This is a genomic window from Caballeronia ptereochthonis, assembly GCF_001545075.1.
Taxonomy (GTDB): Bacteria; Pseudomonadota; Gammaproteobacteria; order Burkholderiales; family Burkholderiaceae; genus Caballeronia; species Caballeronia ptereochthonis.
The window spans coordinates 215,991-232,679 of sequence record NZ_FCOB02000006.1; the positions used below are offsets into that span (position 1 = coordinate 215,991).

Here is a 16,689-nt window from a genome sequence, read left to right on the forward strand (position 1 = left end):
TGAATCATGGATATCACGAACCCGCCGCCGCGAGAACCTCAATGCTGACACATTCGCGGCCAACGCATCCGCAGGCGCGGCAAATCCCTGACCGGACAGGGAATTCCCGCGTCGCGCACGCGCGGCTCTGCCAGTTCAGGGCGCCGGATTCGGCTGACGCTCGTGCAGCGCGTCGATCCCGGCGAGAATTTCCTCCGACAGTTCGATGTTCACGCTCTCGATGTTCTCCTGCAGTTGCGCCATCGTGGTCGCACCGATCAGCGTGCTCGTCGTGAACGGGCGCGTGTTGACGAACGCGAGCGCAAGCTGCGTCGGCGTGAGGCCGTGGCGCTTCGCCAGTTCGACGTAGGACGTGATCGCCGCGATCGCCTGCGGCTTGCTGTAACGCTGGAAGCGCTCGAACAGCGTGATGCGCGCGCCCGCCGGCCGCGCGCCGCCTTCGTACTTGCCGGTGAGCCAGCCGAACGCGAGCGGCGAGTAGGCGAGCAGCCCGACGCCTTCCTTGTGCGTGAATTCGGAGAGGCCCAGCTCGTAGGTGCGATTCACGAGGCTGTAGGGATTCTGAATGCTGACGATTTTCGGCAGCCCCGCCTTCTCGGCCGCGCGCAGGAATTGCGCGACGCCCCATGGCGTTTCGTTCGACACGCCCACGTAGCGGATCTTGCCCGCCTTCACGAGCTCGCCGAGCGCGGCGAGCGTCTCCTCGATGGGCACAGTGTATTCGTCGTCGATATACGGATACCCCGGGCGGCCGAAGGTCATCGTGCTGCGGTCGGGCCAGTGCAGCTGGTACAGATCGACGTAATCCGTCTGCAGGCGCTTCAGGCTGCCGTCGATGGCTTCGTTCAGGTTCTTCCGGTCGAACTGGTTGCCCGCGCCGCGGATGTGCCGCGGATTGTGCGGCTGGCGCGCCGGGCCGGCGATTTTGGTCGCGAGCACGATATCGCCGCGCCTGGCCTGATGCTTCGCGAGCCACGTGCCGATGTACGCCTCGGTGCGGCCCTGCGTCTCGGGGCGCGGCGGCACCGGGTACATTTCGGCGGCGTCGAGGAGATTCACTCCCTGGGCGAGCGCATAGTCGATCTGCTCGTGCGCTTCGCGCTCGGTGTTCTGCTCGCCCCAGGTCATGGTGCCGAGCCCGATCAGGCTCACGTCGACACCCGAATCACCCAGTTTCCGAAACTTCATTGCTGATTCCTCTTGTTGGCGTTGTGTTTGCGCGTTGTCGGCACATCGTCGGCGCAATGTCGGAAATGCGCCTGGCTGGCTTTCCGGCAAGCGCAAAAACTACCATAGCCGCGCGAGGTCTGCTCTCGCGGCTAGAATGGCAAGCTTTCGACCCAGCCGAAGGAGCGCCCGACCGATGCCGTCCGCAAGCGATCGCGAAAACAAGGGCTCGTCGCTCATCGTCACGCTGGTTGCGGCGAGCTTCTTCATGGAGAACCTCGACGGTACGATCATCGCCACCGCGTTGCCGCAGATGGCGCGCTCGTTCAACGTGCATCCGGCGGACATGAGCCTCGGCATCACGGCGTATCTGCTGACGCTCGCGGTGTTCATTCCGATTTCCGGCTGGGCCGCCGACCGCCTCGGCTTGCGCACCGTGTTCGGCAGCGCGATCGCGGTGTTCACGGCCGCGTCGGTGCTGTGCGCCACGACCTCGACCCTGCCCGCCTTTGCCGCCGCGCGCGTGCTGCAGGGCATCGGCGGCGCGATGATGGTGCCGGTCGGCCGGCTCGCCGTGCTGCGCGCGACGCCCAAGGAGGGACTGATGCGCGCGATCGCCATCATCACCTGGCCGGGCCTCGTCGCGCCGGTGATCGGCCCGCCGCTCGGCGGTTTCATCACGACCTATTCGTCGTGGCGCTGGATTTTCTACCTGAACGTGCCGCTCGGTCTCGCCGGCCTGCTGCTCACGCTGCGCTACATCGACAACGCACGAGAAGACGCGACGCGCCGCTTCGACCTGCCCGGCTTCGCGCTCTGCGGCATCGCGTGCACGACGCTGCTCTACGCGATGGAGCTGATCGGCCGCAACGACGCCGACTGGACGCTCGTCGGCGTGCTCGTCGCGGTGGGCGCGGTCGCCGGTATCGCGTCGTGGCGGCATCTGCGGCGCGCGGCGCAACCGGTGGTGGACCTCTCGGCGCTGCAGGTGAAGACTTTCGCCGTGGCGATGGGCGGCGGCTCGCTGTTTCGCATCGCGATCAGCGCGGCGCCGTTTCTCCTGCCGCTGATGTTCCAGGTCGGCTTCGGCATGAACGCGTTCGAATCGGGCCTGCTCACGCTCGCGGTATTCGCGGGCAACCTGTCGATGAAGCTCGTCACCACGCCCGTGATGCGCCGGTTTGGCTTCCGGCCGGTACTGATCGTCAACGGCGTGCTCGCCGCGCTCTCGCTCGCCGCGATGAGCCTGCTCACGCCGACGACGCCCGCGCTCGTGATCGTGGTCGTGCTGTTCGCGAGCGGCCTGTCACGCTCGCTGCAGTTCACGGCGCTCAACACGCTGAGCTTCGCCGACGTCCCGAAATCGCAGATGAGCGGCGCCTCCGCGCTTTCCAGCACGCTCTTTCAGATGACGATGGGCATCGGCGTCGCGATCGGCGCGATCGCGCTGCGCATCGGCGAATGGCTGCACGGGCATGACGCGCATTCCATCGGGCCGGACGATTTCAGCGTGGCGTTTCTGATCGTCGCGTTCGTCGGGCTGATCGGCGTGGCGGATCTGTTCGGGCTCTCGCGGGATGCGGGCGCGCTGGTTTCGGGGCATCGAAAACCGAAGGCGTGATATCTTTCGGGCCCAGCGAGGGCTCAAGCCCGCGGCGGCCGCGCCGATAACCGCGGTATGAACTCGCACACCCTCGAATCCATCGCCGCCCTGACCGAAACGGTCGCCGCCATCCGCCACGCGCGCGGCCTGAAGAACCCTCACGACCTCCCGGAAGGCTCGCCCGAGCGGGAACTCGTCAGCGACGCCTTCGCCGCCGACTTCCTGCGCGCGCTGGACGCCGAGCCGGGCATCGGCGCGTGGTGGCGCATCTGACCGAAACCGCCCGTCATTTCAATGACGTATCGGCAAGGTCATCGTATCGATCGACAGCGTTCACGCAGCCGGCTTCCCGAAATCGCCTTCTTCCGAGTCAAGTCTTGCTATTTGGCGAAACGTTTGCGCATGGCTATCAAGTCGCCCGCGCGCGCGCCGAAAACCCGCATATCGCCATGACCAACTCGGGAGATGCCAGTGAAGTGGGCAGTGTCACTTTTTGCCATCGCCGCCGCATGCGCCGTGACCGGCTGCGCGCCGATGCCCGCGGCCAACACGGCCCAGATCGACCCGCCGGCCGTTTCCACGGAAATCCTCCGTTTCGAGATTCCCGCTGACGCGCTCGGCGCGCACGATCCCCAACTCGGCGCGATCCTCGCGAAAGCGGGCGCGCTCGCGGCCGCGCAGAAGCAGCCGACGACCATCCTCGTCACCGCGCTGGCGCAGGACTTTCCTTACCTCAACCAGGCGATCTGGAAAGGCGTGCCGGCCCGGCATACCGTCAAGCTCAGCCTGGAAAACCTGACCGCCGGCGCGCGACAGCCGTACAGCGTGTCGATCAGGCCGACTCAGGGAGGCTGACGGCATGCGCCGCTTATCCACTTTCATCGCCGGAATCATGCTGTCGGCGAGCGCGTGCGCCGGTCCGCTCGACGTGAGCGCGCCCTCCTCCGTGCAGACGCTCGCGGCGCTCGGCCCCGTCGCCCAAAAGGTCTATCCGCCTTTACCCACGCTCGCGATGCTGCCGCCCCTAACCGGCGACGGCGACGATCCGCCCGCCAGGTCCGCAAGCAGGAAAGGCAAGAAGGTGCGCCGCGTCGTGGACTGCAGGTGCAGCGGCCCGGAGCCGAGGCTCGTCGTGTCCGAGGAATCGCGCACGTATCTGAAGGACGTCGAACGCCGCATCGATACGGCGCTCGCGCAGTAAACCGCTCTCGTTCATCTCCCGTAGGAGCCACGCTTCATGTGTCATTCAACGCGTGTCACAGCGGCACGGCGCATCCGCCGCGCGCTCGCCGCCTGCGCGATGCTCGGAGCGTCACTCGCCGCGAGCGCCGCTCGTGCCGACGATTGCTTCGAGCAAGCCGGCGCCTATCAGGGCGTGAATCCGCTCGTGCTGCGCGCGCTCGCCTGGTTCGAATCGAAAGGCGATGCCGCTGCGATCAACCGCAACGCCAATGGCTCGATCGACGTAGGCCAGTTGCAGATCAACTCGATCCATTTCCCCGATCTGGCGCGCCAGGGCATCCCGCATCGCGCGCTCACCGATCCGTGCGTCAACGTGTTCGTCGCCGCATGGCTCCTGAAGCAGAAGATGGTCAAATACGGCAACACGTGGCGGGCGATCGGCGCGTATCACTCGGAATCGCCGAAGCATCGCGACGCGTATGCGCGCAGCATCCAGCGGATCCTCGTCAGCTGGGGCGAATTGCAGCCGGCGATGCGCTGAACGCCGCACGCTTTCATCGTCGCAGCCAGTCGAGCCATCCCAGCTCGATGGCCGCGTTGAGGACCACGCCGCTCGCCGCCGCCAGCGCCGCGATCATCGTCCAGAAGGCCGAGCGGCGCGACGCCCGGGCGGAATCGCGGGCGAGCTGCGCGGCGTCGTTGGCCGACGCCACCGAGGCGAACATCGCGCGAAATTGCTCGTCCTGGCGCGTCGCCTCCTTGCCGCGCAGCCAGGCGCGCTTGTAGGCCGCTTCGGGGTCGGTATCCGCGGATTCGTCGAGATCCGCGCGGATCGACGATTCGCCTTGCGCCTCGTAGCTGCGATAACGCGCCTCGCGTGCCGCTTGCGGACCGGCGCGCCGTTCTCCATGCACATCGTCCTGCTCGTCGTTTCCGCTCATCGCGATGACCCGTTTCGTTGCCTTGCGCGATTGTGCGCCGCCTTTCGTCGCGGAATAAAGCCGCCGCCCCAAGCGTTACAAAGACAGGAACTACCCTTCACGCAGGGGCGCATCATGTCTTCCCCGTTTGGCCTGGCCGCGGCCGTCATGGCGCTGTCGCTCTCGTCGGCGGCCTTCGCGCAAAGCTACGACGACTCGCTCGCCGCCGTCGGCGAGTGCCGCGCGATTCTCGAGCAAGCCGATATCGATGGCGTCAGCCAGCCGGTGGCCGCGCGCGCCTGCCTCCAGCCGGACGGCACCTGGCAAATCGTCCGCGATGACGAGGATTCGAGCGTGATCGTCTATCCGGTCGCCGCCTATCCGTATCCCGATCCATGGTATTGGGGACCGCCGATTTTCGTGGGCATCGGCGCGAGCTTCGTGTTCGTCGACCGCTTCCATCACTTTCATCATTTTCATCGGATGGAGCATGCGCATTTCGGCGAGTTTCATCCTGGCGGATTCCACTCGCGAGCCACCATGCCGCATGAAGGATTTCACGGCGGCATGCATGGCTTCGGCGGCGGACATCATCGTTGAAGCCCGCCGCCCTCGCGTGTCGATTCAGGCACGCGTCTTCTCGTAGGTCCGCATCGGCTCGAGAAACTCGATGGTCCGATCGCGCGCGAGCATCCGCGGCAGTGCGGCCTCGTACGCCTGCCGATACGGGCGGCCCAGGTGATGCGCACGAAAATGGTCGGCCGAGCACGCCCAGGTTTCATACAGCACGAGCGTGTCGGGGTCGCCGGCCGCGCGATGCAGATACGTGTTGATGAAATCCGGCTCTTCCGACATGCGTTCGAGCACGTCGAGCAGGCGCGTTTCGAGTTCCTCGCGATGCTCGGGCTTGCCCGGCAGGTGAACGACGAACGAAATCAGGTCACTCATGATGAAAGCCTCGCTGTGCACGGGCCGCGCGCGGCCCGTGCAATTAGTGCGGTTGATTCAAAGCTGGCTCATGCCGCCGTCGATCACGATCTCCGTGCCGACGATGAAGCCCGATTCCGGCGCGGCGAGATGCAGCACGGTCGCCGCCACTTCGCTCGACTTGCCGAAGCGGCCGAGCGGAATCTGGCTTTGCAGCTGCGCCGCGGCTTCATCGACGAGGCCGAGCTTTTCGTGCAGCGGCGTCGAGATCGGGCCCGGGCTCACCACGTTCACGCGCACGCCGCGCGGCAGCAATTCCGCCGACAGCGTCTTCGCGAGCGACACGAGCGCCGCCTTGCTCGCCGCATAGACCGAGGAAGCCGGCATGCCGATATGGGCGTTGATCGACCCGTTCAGCACGATCGACGCGCCTTCGTTGAGCAACGGCACGAGCGACTGAATCTGGAAGTACGGGCCCTTCACGTTGATCGAGAAAGTTTCGTCCCATGCCTTCTCGTCGATGTCGGTGAACGGCGCAAACGTGCCTACGCCGGCGTTCGCGAATATGGCGTCGAGCCTGATGCCCTCATCGGCGAGGCGTTGCGCGAGCTCGCGCGCGGCGGCCACCGTGCCCGTCACGTTGCGAATGGCGATGGCGTTCGCGCCGAGCGAGGCGCGCGCCGTCGCGAGCGCAGCCTCGTCGCGGCCCGTGATGACGACCCGCGCGCCTTCCGCTGCGAACGCCTGCGCCGTTGCCAAACCGATGCCGCTGTTGCCGCCGGTAACCAGAACTGTCTTGCCTTCGAAGCGATTCATGACGTTCTCCTTGTGAACGTTGATCAGTGTGAAGGCATTATGGGCGGGGGCGCGTGCCTTGCCGTACGACGTTCTTGGCGTACTTGTTCGATGTCTTCGAACGTTTTTTCTTCGTGACGGGGCGCACATTTCCGCCTTGATCGGTACGCGAACGGCATCTAGAGTTACGCAATCCTTTCCCGCTTGCTTACACTTTCTCCCATCGCGGTTTCGTCGTACTTTCGACAGGAGGCGCGTCATGCAGGATGCGCAAGGCGGCACGAACCCGCAGCCTGGTCCCGAGCGGCTGCTGCAACTGGGCATGGCGTTCTGGGCATCGAAGGCGCTGCTGTCAGCGGTCGAGCTGGGCGTGTTCACGCAGCTGGCCACGGGTCCGAGACAGGCGGAGGACCTCGCGCCGGCGCTGGAGCTGCATCCGCGCGGTGCGCTCGATTTTCTCGACACTCTCGTCGCGCTCAAGCTGCTCACACGCGAAGACGGCCGCTACGCGAATGCCGTCGATGCCGACTTCTTCCTCGACCGCAACAAACCTTCATATGTCGGCGGACTGCTCGAGATGGCGAATTCGCGGCTCTACCCGTTCTGGGGATCGCTCACGGAGGCGCTGCGCACCGGTCTGCCACAGAACGAAGCGAAGCACGGCGGCAATGTTTTCGAAGCGCTGTACAGCGACCCCGCGCGCCTGCGCGTGTTTCTTCACGCGATGAGCGGCGTCAGCATGGGCGCGGCGCAGGCCATCGCGCGGCAGTTTCCGTGGCGCGAGCACCGCACATTCGTCGATCTCGGCGCCGCACAGGGCGCGCTGCCCGTGCAAGTGGCGCTCGCGCATCCGCATCTGACGGGCGGAGGCTTCGATCTGCCGGTGGTCGGCCCGGTCTTCGACGATTACGTCGCCGCGAACGGCCTGCACGACCGGCTGCGCTTCCATCCCGGGGATTTCTTCACGGATCCGATTCCATCGGCAGACGTGCTCGTGATGGGCCACATCCTGCATGACTGGAATCTCGAGCAGAAGCGCGAATTGCTCGCGAGATGCCACGCCGCGCTGCCGCCGGGCGGCTGCCTGATCGTGTACGACGCGATCATCGACGACGAACGGCGTCAGAACGCCTTCGGCCTGCTGATGAGCCTCAACATGCTGATCGAGACGCCGGGCGGCTTCGATTACACCGGCGCGCAGTGCTGCGCATGGATGAAGGACGCGGGCTTCGCGACCGCGCGCGTCGAACCGCTGGTGGGCGCGGACTCGATGGTGATCGCGACGAAGTGAACAGCACGCGGGTCAGGTCGCCGTGCCTGGCCCGCGTGGTCCCGAAACCGTCAGCGGTCGTTCGACATGCCCTTCAGGCGATCGTTGCCCGCGTCGCGGGCAGCGTCGGCGGTCGCGAAATTCTCTTCGGAGACCAAGGCGCGCTTGACCTCGCGCGCGGCGAAATCGACGAGCGTGATGACCCAGACGAAGCCGCCCGCCTGCTCCGCCGTTTGCACGAATGCGCGCAGATTGCCTTCATTCGACGATGCCATACCGACCTCCTCGTTCAATGGTGATGCGCCCTGCCGGAGCCGCCAGAGGCGATCTGCCGGAGCTGCAATTCATCGGCTGAACGGGCGCGGGCGGGCGGCAGCCGGCCGCCGTGATCAGGCCTCGAAGTCGAGACCGCCGAACAGCACCGACGGTTCCGCCTGCGAGCACGTCGCGAAATCGACTTCGCGCGCGCCCTGCCAGGCGTCGAGCTTTGCGCCGATCGCCTCGAGGTATCGCAGGAAACGGGCCTCGCCGCCGGCGTCCAGCAAGCGTTCGATTTCCTCGTCGTCCCACGTCAGGAACACGTTGAGCGGGCACGGATAGCCACGCGCTTCGCCGCTGCCCGCTCGTGGCGCACGCCCGGCGCTCAGATGCAGACGCGTCGGCATGCGTGAATTTTCATAGGGAAGAATTTCGACGCGCACGCCGCGACCGACCGCGCGGGCCACACGCTCGACGATGCGCGGCATGAACCCGGCCTCGAAACGCAACGCCTGTTCTCGATTCAACGTTTTTTCTCCGCGACAAGGGGCGCGTGCGGCGAAGCGGCGCCCCTTGTCGAAGTATTTTGCGAGACTTTCAGACGGATGGAAGATCCTCGAGCGATTTCTCGATCTGTCCTTCCTGCACGCGCGCCTCGATGCCGATATGCCCGTTCGTATACGGCAACGCGCTCACTTTCGGGCCGAGGAAGGATCTGCCGCCAAGCTTGAAGAGCGTGCGCACTTCCTTGCCGCTCTTGATGGCGTCCACGACCTGCTGGACGTCCACGATGGTGGTGGGCGCCGCCCAATCATTCGTGGCCGGATCGAAACTGCCCCAACGCACGTTGGTCACGCGGTCGTTGACCCAGCGCACGCCGTCGATCGCCAAAGTAGCCATAGCTGCCTCCAATGTCGTCGTTGGGAGGTGGTGGGGAAATCGTAGCATGGTGGCGCGGATGCGGCGTGCGTCTGTGCCGTTCGACGGCCGCGACAAAACACCAAAAAGCAAAAAGCCCAGTTGGGTGACTGGGCTTTTTGCTTGAATTCTCGGTGGGGTGGCTGATGGGACTCGAACCCACGACGACAGGAATCACAATCCTGGACTCTACCAACTGAGCTACAGCCACCACTGTTACCGCGATCCTGACTGCTTCAAACCTGCCGCAGCAATCAAGAAGCGAGATTATACGAACAATGATTGCGCTTGCCTAGTCCCTTTGAGCATCTTTTGCCGAAACGCGCGCCTTACGATGCGATCGCTTCCACGGCCTCGCGCAGATGACTGCGCGCCTCGTCGAAAATCGACAGGTCGCCCGTTGCGAGCCGGCGACTGTCCGACAGCACGCGGCGCCATCCCCGCGCGCCCGCGACACCACGATACAGTCCGAGCGCATGCCGCGTCACCGCACCGAGATACGTGCCGCGCGCAAGTTCGGCACGCGCATACCCGATGAGCCCCGCTTCGATCTCCTCGCGCGAGGGAATCGGCGTATCGGCGCCGTAGAAGCGCGTATCGACGCCCGCGAGCACGTACGGGTTGTGATAAGCCTCGCGGCCGAGCATCACGCCGTCGACGTGTTTCAGATGCTCCTCGACTTCATCGAGCGTCTTGATGCCGCCGTTGATCGAAATTTCCAGATGGGGGAAATCGCGCTTCAGCCGATAGGCGTACTCGTACTTGAGCGGCGGAATCTCGCGATTCTCCTTCGGGCTCAATCCCTTCAGGATCGCGTTGCGCGCGTGGACGATGAACACTTCGCAACCCGCATCGGCTACCGTGCCGACGAAATCGCGCACGAACTCATAGTCCTCGACCTCATCCACGCCGATGCGATGCTTGACCGTCACTGGAATCGACACCGCGTCGCGCATCGCCTTCACGCAATCCGCGACGAGCCGCGGCTCGTTCATCAGGCATGCGCCGAACGCGCCGCGCTGCACGCGCTCGGAGGGACATCCGCAATTCAGGTTGATCTCGTCGTAGCCCCATTGCTCGCCGAGCTTCGCGCTCCTCGCGAGATCGTCCGGCTCGCTGCCGCCCAGTTGCAGCGCGACGGGCGCCTCCGCAGGCGTGAACGCCAGATGGCGCGCGACGTCGCCGTAGAGCAGCGCGCCCGTCGTCACCATCTCGGTGTAAAGCCACGCGTGACGGGAAACGAGCCGGTGCAGGGACCGGCAATGGCGGTCGGTCCAGTCCATCATCGGTGCGACGGAAACTCGGCGGGGACTGATCTTCGGTACGGCTGACATGGGCGACGGCGGGCCCGCTTGGCACGAGCCGCTTGAATATAAAGGCGAATCCGTAATTTTACCGCAGCGCGGCAGATCGGTCGCCCCGCGCGATCGCCGCCCCGGGCACGCGGCATGCACATCGAACGTCTCCCGCTCGCGGAGACCGATCATGACCCGCCAACACCTCGCGACAGCCGCCCTTCTCCTCGCCGCCACATTCGCCGCGCACGCACAGGCCGCGCGCCCCGACGACAGCGCATCGATGGTCAAGCCGCCCAGCGCGCCCGGTGCGCCGTCCGCGAGCGCCACACGCCCCGACAACCCGGACAACATGCCGGTGAAGCGTCCGAATCTGCCGCAGAACAGCGATCGCATGCTGCATCACAGCCCGGCTAGCGACGCGATCGCGAAATAGCCTCGAACTCCGTCAGACCCGCTTGGAAGCTCGCGCGACGCCACTATAATGGCGCTCGTCACGATAATCGGAGAGCACCGCGCCTCCGGCCTCAAGCGGTCTAGCCAATGCAAAAAGTCATTCTGCCGTTCGTTTCTGGTTTCCTTGCCGCACTCTTCTTCCGCGAATCGACCCTGGCGCTCCTGCACGGCGCGGGGCTCATCGATCCGGCCGGTTTTTCGACGGCGCCCTTCCTGCCGCTCGGCATCCCCGAATTCATCGCCAACGCGCTCTGGAGCTCGGTCTTCGGCGTGCTGATGGCGTGGCTTCTGCGCGTCGCGCCCGACCGCGGCGCGCCCTGGATCGGCGCGCTCGTGTTCGGCGGCATCGTCCTGACGGCGGCGGGCGCATTCGTGATCGATCCGGCGCGCGGCATCTGGCCGAGCGGCAACATGCTGCCGCGACTCGCGCCCAGCTTGATCGCCAACGCGATCTGGGGCTGGGGCGCGCTCGTCTTCATGCGCGCCTTCATGGCGGGCAGCGAGTCCCGTTGATTCGGCGCTGATCCGAACCCCGAAGGAAAAAGCGGCCCAGGCGGGCCGCTCTCGCATCAGTCCTTCAAGAGCCGCAGCGGATGCGCTGCGGCCGTCCACGCGCTCTCGAACATACGATCGACATCGCCGGCGTCGACGTTTTCGGCGCGCGCGATCTTCCATTGCGGCTGATTGTCCTTGTCGACGATGCGCGCGCGGATGCCCTCCATCACATCGCCGCGCTCGAACACCGTGCGCGTGAGGTCGAGATCGCGGCGCAGCGTTTCGGCCATCGTCGAAAACTTCGCGCGATCGACCTGCTGCAGCGACACATCCACCGAAAGCGGCGAGCGTTCGCGCAACTCGGCGATCGTGCGCCGCGCCCAGTCGTTGCCGGCGTCCGCCTCGCGCTCGAGCGACGCCAGAATCGCCGCGCCGTTGCCCGTCGCGAAGTGCTTGTCGATCATCGTGCGCGCGCCGGCGAGCGCGCTCATCTCGGGAATCGGCGAGACCTTGTACTTCGTGGCCTCGTTCTGCACGAAGCGCACGATCTCCACGCCATCGAGAAAACGCTGATGCCGCAGCGATTCGATGAGCCCCGGCAGCGCCTCGTCCTCGAGATAGGCGTCGGCCATGCGCGCGTAAAGCGCGTCGCTGGCGGCCATGCTTGTCCCCGTCGCCGCGAGATAGCGGCCGATCGCGCCCGGCGCGCGCGCGAGGAACCAGCTCACGCCGACATCGGGAAACAGCCCGATGCGGGTCTCGGGCATCGCCATCCTCGTCGACTGCGTGACGAGGCGCAATCCGCCCGTGTGATGCGCGCCCTGGGAAATGCCCATGCCGCCGCCCATCACGACGCCGTTCACCACGGCGATGTACGGCTTCGGAAACGTGAAAATGGCGTGGTTGAGCTTGTACTCGTCGGTGAAGAACGCGTCGATCGCGCCCCGCTCGCCGGCCTTCGCGGATTCGTACAGGAAGCGGATATCGCCGCCCGCGCAGAACGCGCGCACATGAGGGCTGTAGACCACGACCGCGCGGATCGCCTGGTCGTGCCGCCATGCGCGCAATGCCTCGCTGATCGCGCGCAGCATCGGCGCGGTCAACGCGTTGAGTGCCTTCGGACGATCGAGCGCAATGAAGCCGATGCCGTTGGCGGTGTCGATACGGATGTCTTCGGTGGTCATCGTGTTGAAGTGTCGGGTCGGTTCGCTGAGTTGCTTCGAGGTTCAGTTCCCCGAGGTTCGGTTCGGTTGGCCGGCGCGAACCACGCATCGAGCGACAACTCGACGAGCGTCGCGACCGGCGTCTCGGGCAGCGACGCGCTGTTCAGCTTGAGCGCGACGATGCCATGCAGATTCGCCCACAGTCCTTCCGCGCAGGCTGTCGGCGCGGCGTGCGGCGGCAGCCGGTCGGCCGCGCGCAGTTCGACGAACGCGTCCGCGATCAGCAAGAGCGTCGCCGCGCCAGGCTCGGCCGTGCTGTCGCCCGCATCGGCGGCTGTCTCGGCAAGGCCTGCGGGTTCCATGAACATCAGCCGATACGTCTCGGGCTCGGTCAGGCCGAATTCGACATACGCCCGCGCCATGGCGTTCAGGCGCGCGGCCGGATCCGCGATCGTCGTGTACGCGAGAAACGTTTCGCGCAGGCGCGCGTGCCCTTCCATGCGCAAGGCCCGCGCGATCTCGCCGCGGCTCCGGAAATGCAGATAGAGCGCGGCGGGCGAGTAATCGATCGCCTCCGCCAGCTTCCTCATCGAGAGCGAGGCGAATCCCTCACGCTTCACGATTTCGCGCGAAACATCGAGTATGCGCTCACGCAGCGCCTGGCGCTGCTCGCGTCTTTGCTCGGTGCGCCGCTCTTGCAGTCCCATGCGAGGCATTGTCGGCACCGCTTCTTTCGAAGTCAATTCGCGGCCGCGCCGCGGCGGCTCAGACGATCATCTTGCCGTCGTCGTTCCGGCGCGATGGCCCGCTGTAGAGCGGCTCCTCCGAGTCGCCCAGCATGACGGAGGCAAACACGATGCACAACGCAAGAATCAGCACACCGACGGCTGCCCAGATGAGCCATAGCGCATTGGACTCGATAAGTGAGTGAAGAAAGGAATGAAACATGACGACCCCGGGCGATTTTTATAATGGCTGCTCAAGGAAAGCGCATGCCGTTGAGCAAGTGGCGTGCCGAGCGAATCGCGTCGCGTGCGGCAAACACGAAGATGGTACTCCGTTGCGGGAAGGCGCGGAAGGACGCGCGATGCATGTCGCGCCGATAGTGCAGAACGGCGTGATGAAGCGCTTGCATCGCGCCATGCAAGCGCAGGCGTTCCGGCCGGCTCCGGTGCGTCAGACCGTGACGGGACCGGGCGGAAAGTGCCCGCTCTTCAGAAGCACCGGCATGCCGTTGGTCACGCGAAGATGCTCGCGCGCAACCGCCTCGATGCGCGGGCGGCCCGCATCGAAGGCATTGATCCAGCCGGTGCTGTCGTAGGTCTGCGCGCCGAAATGATCTTCGAGCGCCTCGACCGATATCGCGCACGGCACGCGCCGGCCGTCGACGAGCGCGGCGAACTCGATCGTCAGGTTGGAATCGCGGTAATCGGGCGCGTCCGGGAGGAATCGAATATCCATGATTGTCTCGTGGCTTGGGCGCGGCGGCCGCTTCGGAAGAACATCCGACCGGAACCGACGCAAAGACGTTCAAGCACGTTCAAGCGCTCCATTGCTCCATTCGATGCGAAGCGCCGGCCCGGGCAGGAGTGAGCAAGCATTCGCATGAATCGATCCGGCGAATATGGTACCCGCGCTCGCGTCGCGCGGTCCAGCACCCTGCCCTTCACGCGGCGAGGACGGCCTCGTCGACATCCACGACCAGCAGCGAGCTCGCCAGCGGATCCGCGTAGTTGAAATCGAGGAGACGGCTCATTTCGCGGATGCGCTCGCATACCCGCTCCCGCTCTTCCCTGGAGAGACGGAGATACGCGTGCAGCACTTGTGCATCGAAGCGGTAATGCACGCCCCACGCGATGTTGCCGGGATGATTCGCCACGCCGCCCGTGCGCCAGCTCACGAAAAGCGAGGGCGCCGCATCGAGACCGATTTCCGCGACGTCCGCGCCACTTGGAAACAGGTCGATCAGGCAGTTCGCGACGTCGTACAGCACGGCGTGACGCAGATGAACGGGACGCATCATGTGGCGTGCAGCAAGCGATCGATATACTCGCGCGCCGCCTGCTCCACGTGCGCCAGGGCTTCGTCTTCGGTCGCGAACCGCCGCTCGGGTCCGAGATCGACGAGCGCCTCGAAGCGATGCGCGTCGTCCGGACCGCCGCGCGCAAGACTCACCGATGCGACATAGATCGGCTGGGCGTCGCCGCCGCTCTCTCCATGTGACTGTACGAGCCGCGCCGAGGCGCTGATGTAATAGCCGCGATATGGCCCCGTGACTCTTTCCGCCATGTGCTTACCTCCCTTTTGCGTGCCGCGCGCAGGAAGCGTTCTCGACACGCGTCAGGCAATTTCAACCGATATTCCAGATGAATAAGGCGTGCAATCCGGAAATTAGTTCATTGCGTATGTTCCGCGGATGCGTCGCGCACGCGCGCGTGCTTCCAGCCTGTCGTCCGCAAGCAGCGCGCCCGCGCGGGCGGCTTTCGGCGCGAGTCACGCGCCTCGCGCGCCGCTAACAACCGCTTACGAGTCGCGTAAGCCGCGTATGGGACAATGCGAATCTCAAAAGCGCCCGCCCTGTAAAAGGGTGAGCGGCGCGGATCGCCATTCGCTCTCACGAGGTAAAGATGAAGGAACACGGTCGGCGCATGCGCCGAATCTCCGCGCGCGCCGCGCATGCCGGCGCTTCACGGGACATGTCCCGGGCATCGCGCATGTCGTGGCTGCGTGCAGCCGCTCTGGGCGCGGCCGCGCTGGCCGTCGCGAGCCTGGGCGCGTGCGCGTCGTCGAACGATGCATCGCTCATCAATCTGCCCGACGGCCAGACGGGCTATGCCGTCAACTGCAGCGGCGCGGATGCCGGCTCGAGCTGGGCCAGCTGCTATGTGCTCGCGGGCAAGAAATGCGGCGCGACGGGCTACGACATCGTTTCGAAGGACAACGAGGAAGGCGGCCCGACCGGCGGCGGCATCACCAACGTGATCTCGGCGAACGTCAAGAACCGCTCGATGATCGTGCGCTGCAAGTAGGCACGCGCCGACGCGCCCGCCTTCAGTGCGCGCTCATCTTCGAGAACGCATTGAGCACCACCACGCCCGCGACGATGAGGCCCATGCCGAACATGGCGGGCAGATCGGGCGTCTGCTTGAAGAGCAGCGCGGCGACGAGCGTGATGAGCACGATACCGGCGCCCGACCACACGGCATACACGACGCCGACCGGCAACGCGCGCAGCGTCAGCGACAGCAGATAGAACGACAGCCCGTATCCGGCCACGACGATGGCCGCGGGAAGCGCGCGCGTGAAGCCATCGGAGGCGCGCAGCGCGGAGGTCGCGACGACTTCGGCGACGATCGCGATCGCGAGGAGCACATAAGCGGTTGAGCGCATCGGCGTTGAGTCTCTCCTGATCTTGTTCGTTTGTCGGTTGCTTCAGTCGCGTCCGAGCGAGAGATTGCCGAAGTTCTCGCCGAGCACGGCGCAAAGAGCCTCGACCACCATCTGGTGATCGTCGCGCTGAGCGAGACCCGACACCGCGACGGAGCCGATCACGCCCGCGCCCGACACGCGCACGGGAAACGCGCCGCCATGCGTCGCGAACTCGGCGGGATCGAGGCTGAACTTCTCGGCGAGCGTCGTGCCCGCCTGCTGCAGCGTGAGGCCGAGCGCGTAGGAGCTGCGGCGAAAATGCTCGACGGTGCGCGACTTGCGTTCGATCCAGCGCGCGTTGTCAGGCGTGGTGCCGTCGAGCGCGGCATAGAAGAGCTTGCGCCCGAAGGTGCGCACGTCGATGACGACGGCGGCGTCGCGCGCCACCGCCATCTCGCGCAATTGCGAGCCGATCTGCCACGCTTGCTCGGCGTGAAACTGCGGGAACACGAGCGTGCGCTCCTGATGTGCGATGGCCTGCAGAACGTGTGGAATGTCCATGAGCGTGCGACTCCTGTTGCGTGCGTGAAAGAGGTATGGCGGGCCCGATCATGCGGGCGCGGCCTCACCGGGCCTTGCGATTTTGACATGCGCCTGCGATGCCGCAACATGCGGGTCGGCCATGAACCGGTGTAATTGCGACTTTGCGCGGCGGTGGCGCGAGCGCTCGGAGTGCATCGATGTCGCGCCGCGCAGAAAAGCAAAAAGCCCGGATTGACCGGGCTTTTTGATGAGATGCTGGACGGGTTGGTTGCGGGGGTAGGATTTGAACCTACGACCTTCGGGTTATGAGCCCGATCTTGCTTGTAGA

26 protein-coding genes and 1 tRNA gene are annotated in these 16,689 nt (G+C 65.5%); 10 read left to right on the plus strand and 17 right to left on the minus strand.

Annotated elements, in window-relative coordinates; translation table 11 throughout:
• Positions 1 to 135: 135 nt before the first annotated feature.
• Positions 136 to 1,188 carry an NADP(H)-dependent aldo-keto reductase gene (locus tag AWB83_RS08665; RefSeq protein ID WP_087044244.1) on the minus strand — a complete coding sequence of 351 codons (1,053 nt, stop codon included), beginning with the start codon at positions 1,186 to 1,188 and terminating at the stop codon, positions 136 to 138.
• A gap of 175 nt (positions 1,189 to 1,363) precedes the next feature.
• Here AWB83_RS08665 and AWB83_RS08670 point away from each other — a divergent pair, with 175 nt between their 5' ends.
• The 5 genes from AWB83_RS08670 (at position 1,364) to AWB83_RS08690 (ending at position 4,493) form a co-directional block, all read left to right on the plus strand.
• Positions 1,364 to 2,788 carry an MFS transporter gene (locus AWB83_RS08670; RefSeq protein ID WP_087044246.1) on the plus strand — a complete coding sequence of 475 codons (1,425 nt, stop codon included), beginning with the start codon at positions 1,364 to 1,366 and terminating at the stop codon, positions 2,786 to 2,788.
• Between the two features lie 57 nt (positions 2,789 to 2,845).
• Positions 2,846 to 3,043 carry a hypothetical protein gene (locus AWB83_RS08675; protein WP_087044248.1) on the plus strand — a complete coding sequence of 66 codons (198 nt, stop codon included), beginning with the start codon at positions 2,846 to 2,848 and terminating at the stop codon, positions 3,041 to 3,043.
• 192 nt (positions 3,044 to 3,235) lie between these two features.
• Positions 3,236 to 3,625 carry a hypothetical protein gene (locus AWB83_RS08680; RefSeq protein WP_087044250.1) on the plus strand — a complete coding sequence of 130 codons (390 nt, stop codon included), beginning with the start codon at positions 3,236 to 3,238 and terminating at the stop codon, positions 3,623 to 3,625.
• A gap of 4 nt (positions 3,626 to 3,629) precedes the next feature.
• A complete protein-coding gene (locus AWB83_RS08685) occupies positions 3,630 to 3,971 on the plus strand; it encodes a hypothetical protein (protein WP_087044252.1) in 342 nt (113 codons plus the stop codon).
• A gap of 99 nt (positions 3,972 to 4,070) precedes the next feature.
• Positions 4,071 to 4,493, plus strand: a complete 423-nt coding sequence (locus AWB83_RS08690; protein WP_244197634.1) for a lytic transglycosylase domain-containing protein — start codon at positions 4,071 to 4,073, stop codon at positions 4,491 to 4,493.
• Between the two features lie 13 nt (positions 4,494 to 4,506).
• Here AWB83_RS08690 and AWB83_RS08695 read toward each other — a convergent pair whose 3' ends face one another.
• Entirely contained in the window at positions 4,507 to 4,893 is a 387-nt protein-coding gene (locus AWB83_RS08695) for a hypothetical protein (protein ID WP_087044388.1), read from the minus strand.
• Between the two features lie 114 nt (positions 4,894 to 5,007).
• On the opposite strand from AWB83_RS08695, the gene AWB83_RS08700 reads away from it, so the two are divergent.
• Positions 5,008 to 5,472, plus strand: coding sequence for a hypothetical protein (locus tag AWB83_RS08700; RefSeq protein WP_087044256.1), 465 nt, complete (start codon positions 5,008 to 5,010; stop codon positions 5,470 to 5,472).
• A gap of 24 nt (positions 5,473 to 5,496) precedes the next feature.
• Here the strand turns inward: AWB83_RS08700 and AWB83_RS08705 are convergent, their stop codons facing one another.
• Complete coding sequence (locus tag AWB83_RS08705) at positions 5,497 to 5,820, minus strand: putative quinol monooxygenase (RefSeq protein WP_087044390.1); 324 nt, start codon at positions 5,818 to 5,820, stop codon at positions 5,497 to 5,499.
• Between the two features lie 57 nt (positions 5,821 to 5,877).
• Positions 5,878 to 6,615, minus strand: coding sequence for an SDR family oxidoreductase (locus AWB83_RS08710; protein ID WP_087044258.1), 738 nt, complete (start codon positions 6,613 to 6,615; stop codon positions 5,878 to 5,880).
• Between the two features lie 238 nt (positions 6,616 to 6,853).
• Between AWB83_RS08710 and AWB83_RS08715 the strand changes: the two genes are divergently transcribed.
• Positions 6,854 to 7,885, plus strand: coding sequence for a methyltransferase (locus tag AWB83_RS08715; RefSeq protein WP_087044260.1), 1,032 nt, complete (start codon positions 6,854 to 6,856; stop codon positions 7,883 to 7,885).
• 50 nt (positions 7,886 to 7,935) lie between these two features.
• On the opposite strand, the gene AWB83_RS08720 is transcribed toward AWB83_RS08715, so the two are convergent.
• The 5 genes from AWB83_RS08720 to dusA form a co-directional block, all read right to left on the minus strand.
• Positions 7,936 to 8,139: a hypothetical protein gene (locus AWB83_RS08720; RefSeq protein ID WP_087044262.1), complete on the minus strand. Its 204-nt coding sequence runs from the start codon at positions 8,137 to 8,139 to the stop codon at positions 7,936 to 7,938.
• A gap of 114 nt (positions 8,140 to 8,253) precedes the next feature.
• Positions 8,254 to 8,649 carry a DUF5594 family protein gene (locus AWB83_RS08725; protein WP_087044264.1) on the minus strand — a complete coding sequence of 132 codons (396 nt, stop codon included), beginning with the start codon at positions 8,647 to 8,649 and terminating at the stop codon, positions 8,254 to 8,256.
• A gap of 70 nt (positions 8,650 to 8,719) precedes the next feature.
• The gene (locus AWB83_RS08730; RefSeq protein WP_087044266.1) at positions 8,720 to 9,022 is read right to left on the minus strand and encodes a hypothetical protein; all 303 of its coding nucleotides are present in this window, start codon (positions 9,020 to 9,022) and stop codon (positions 8,720 to 8,722) included.
• A gap of 153 nt (positions 9,023 to 9,175) precedes the next feature.
• Positions 9,176 to 9,251 (minus strand) — tRNA-His (locus AWB83_RS08735).
• Between the two features lie 118 nt (positions 9,252 to 9,369).
• On the minus strand, positions 9,370 to 10,374 hold the full coding sequence (gene dusA / locus AWB83_RS08740) for a tRNA dihydrouridine(20/20a) synthase DusA (RefSeq protein ID WP_087044268.1): 1,005 nt from the start codon (positions 10,372 to 10,374) through the stop codon (positions 9,370 to 9,372).
• Between the two features lie 151 nt (positions 10,375 to 10,525).
• On the opposite strand from dusA, the gene AWB83_RS08745 reads away from it, so the two are divergent.
• Positions 10,526 to 10,771 carry a hypothetical protein gene (locus tag AWB83_RS08745; RefSeq protein ID WP_087044270.1) on the plus strand — a complete coding sequence of 82 codons (246 nt, stop codon included), beginning with the start codon at positions 10,526 to 10,528 and terminating at the stop codon, positions 10,769 to 10,771.
• Positions 10,772 to 10,878: 107 nt separating this feature from the next.
• Complete coding sequence (locus AWB83_RS08750) at positions 10,879 to 11,304, plus strand: hypothetical protein (protein WP_087044272.1); 426 nt, start codon at positions 10,879 to 10,881, stop codon at positions 11,302 to 11,304.
• 56 nt (positions 11,305 to 11,360) lie between these two features.
• Here AWB83_RS08750 and AWB83_RS08755 read toward each other — a convergent pair whose 3' ends face one another.
• From AWB83_RS08755 to AWB83_RS08780, 6 genes are all read right to left on the minus strand, one after another.
• Positions 11,361 to 12,470, minus strand: a complete 1,110-nt coding sequence (locus tag AWB83_RS08755; RefSeq protein ID WP_087044273.1) for an enoyl-CoA hydratase/isomerase family protein — start codon at positions 12,468 to 12,470, stop codon at positions 11,361 to 11,363.
• A complete protein-coding gene (locus tag AWB83_RS08760; RefSeq protein WP_087044275.1) occupies positions 12,467 to 13,156 on the minus strand; it encodes a TetR/AcrR family transcriptional regulator in 690 nt (229 codons plus the stop codon). Before AWB83_RS08760 ends, AWB83_RS08755 begins: the two co-directional genes overlap by 4 nt.
• A gap of 58 nt (positions 13,157 to 13,214) precedes the next feature.
• Complete coding sequence (locus AWB83_RS08765; RefSeq protein WP_087044277.1) at positions 13,215 to 13,397, minus strand: hypothetical protein; 183 nt, start codon at positions 13,395 to 13,397, stop codon at positions 13,215 to 13,217.
• Positions 13,398 to 13,625: 228 nt separating this feature from the next.
• The gene (locus tag AWB83_RS08770; protein ID WP_087044279.1) at positions 13,626 to 13,910 is read right to left on the minus strand and encodes a DUF1488 family protein; all 285 of its coding nucleotides are present in this window, start codon (positions 13,908 to 13,910) and stop codon (positions 13,626 to 13,628) included.
• 205 nt (positions 13,911 to 14,115) lie between these two features.
• A complete protein-coding gene (locus tag AWB83_RS08775) occupies positions 14,116 to 14,472 on the minus strand; it encodes a hypothetical protein (protein WP_087044281.1) in 357 nt (118 codons plus the stop codon).
• A complete protein-coding gene (locus AWB83_RS08780; protein ID WP_087044283.1) occupies positions 14,469 to 14,738 on the minus strand; it encodes a hypothetical protein in 270 nt (89 codons plus the stop codon). Before AWB83_RS08780 ends, AWB83_RS08775 begins: the two co-directional genes overlap by 4 nt.
• A gap of 425 nt (positions 14,739 to 15,163) precedes the next feature.
• Between AWB83_RS08780 and AWB83_RS08785 the strand changes: the two genes are divergently transcribed.
• Positions 15,164 to 15,478, plus strand: coding sequence for a hypothetical protein (locus tag AWB83_RS08785; protein ID WP_244197635.1), 315 nt, complete (start codon positions 15,164 to 15,166; stop codon positions 15,476 to 15,478).
• Positions 15,479 to 15,500: 22 nt separating this feature from the next.
• Here the strand turns inward: AWB83_RS08785 and AWB83_RS08790 are convergent, their stop codons facing one another.
• Positions 15,501 to 15,839, minus strand: a complete 339-nt coding sequence (locus AWB83_RS08790; RefSeq protein WP_087044285.1) for a DMT family transporter — start codon at positions 15,837 to 15,839, stop codon at positions 15,501 to 15,503.
• A gap of 42 nt (positions 15,840 to 15,881) precedes the next feature.
• The gene (locus AWB83_RS08795) at positions 15,882 to 16,379 is read right to left on the minus strand and encodes a heme-degrading domain-containing protein (RefSeq protein WP_087044287.1); all 498 of its coding nucleotides are present in this window, start codon (positions 16,377 to 16,379) and stop codon (positions 15,882 to 15,884) included.
• Positions 16,380 to 16,689: the final 310 nt, after the last annotated feature.